1 protein-coding gene is annotated in these 1,475 nt (G+C 68.2%); it reads right to left on the bottom strand.

Going from position 1 to position 1,475, the window contains the following annotated elements; translation table 11 throughout:
- Nucleotides 1–284: 284 nt before the first annotated feature.
- Nucleotides 285–1,367 (bottom strand): IS110 family transposase, encoded by a 1,083-nt coding sequence (locus tag EZM51_RS20365; RefSeq protein ID WP_136710139.1) that lies wholly within the window; start codon nt 1,365–1,367, stop codon nt 285–287.
- Between the last annotated feature and the right edge of the window lie 108 nt (nt 1,368–1,475).

Genomic DNA, 1,475 nt, shown 5'->3' with positions numbered 1-1,475 from the left:
CTGATATGTAGTCCTTTCCTGTCAAGTGGGCAGGGTGAGGCGCCGTCCGGGATTGTTCCTGGGCGGCGCCTCTTGCTTCGTCGTCGGGCGTAGGTGAGCGTGTCGTTGGCGACGCGCGGTCAGTCTGATATGCGCGGGTTGGGTACCGCAGGACGGTTGTTTCGGCAGGAGTGGGACCGCGTGTCTAGGATCGAGCGTCGCCCGGTCAGCGGGTTGCTCATAGAAGTCTCGCGGGTCGCTCCTCGCGCTGCCACCGGTGTCAGACGTCGAAGCGGCTCAGGGTGTCATTCGTCCATGACGGCCAACGACCAGCACCAGCCGGCCAGTTCACGGGCGATCGCGATGTTCGCGATGGTGGGACGTTTGCGGCGTTCGAGGAAGCCGACCCACCGATCGTGCAGGCGCCGGTTGCCGAGGTCACCACGGGCGCGGGCGGCGGGCGGTGCTTGGTCCCAGCGGGCACGCATGACCTCGCCGACACGGTACCGGGCCCGGTGGTGCCAGGCGGCCTCGACCAGCAGGCGGCGGACGTGACCGTTGCCGGTCTTGGTGATCGGCCCGAGCGTGCGGGAGTTGCCGGAGGAGAACTCGGTCGGGACCAGACCGACGAACGAGCCGATCGTGTTCCCGGTGAACCGGTGCCAGTCGCCGATCTCGACCGCCAGCCCGAATCCGGTCAACGCGCTGACCCCGCGCAGGCAGCCAAGCCTGCGCACCAGTGGGGTGAACTCGCTGTCCGCGGCCAGTTCCTCGATCGCCCGGTCGAGTCGGTCCCGGCGGGCCTTCACGGTGAGTACCGCGTCGTACTCGGCATCGAACGCCATCCGCTCGGCGGGTTGGTCGAGTCGTTGCCGGCGCAGCCACGCATCATGCTTGGCCGTCCACGCCTGCCCGCCGTCGTACACGATCCCGTGCCGTAGCAGCAGCTTCGACAGCCGATGCCGTGCCCGCATCAGATCCGCCCGGCAATCCTCACGAGCACGCACCAGATCACGTGCCGCTTCCTGCTCGACGGTCGGCACCGCGACCGGGGTGATCTCATCCAACCGCAGCAACCGGGCCAGGTGCACCGCGTCCCTCGCGTCCGTCTTGACCCGATCACCCGACGGTCGTTGCAGCTTCGACGGTGCCGCCACCTCGCACCGGATACCGCTGGCGGTCAACGCCCGGTACAGTCCGAACCCGGTCGGGCCGGCCTCGTATGCCACCGCGACTGGGCCTGGCAGATCCAGCACCCATGACCGGATCCGGTCATAGCTCGGCGGCAGCTTCGTTTGGAACAGCTCGCCCGTCACACCATCGATCGCCGCTGCCGCGACGGATCGGGCGTGCACATCGAGCCCGATACTCGTACGCTCAGTAAACACCGGGGCCTCCCACAACTGTCGGATAGGCCGGGCAGGCGGCCCCTACCCGGCAACCCACGAATACTTGTGAGCGAGGCCCCGGCCCGCAACCCCCTCACCCAGAAGGGG

Origin of the sequence: Agromyces sp. H66 (assembly GCF_004959775.1) — a bacterium.
Taxonomy (GTDB): Bacteria; Actinomycetota; Actinomycetes; order Actinomycetales; family Microbacteriaceae; genus Agromyces.
This window is presented reverse-complemented; position numbering and strand designations above follow the sequence as displayed.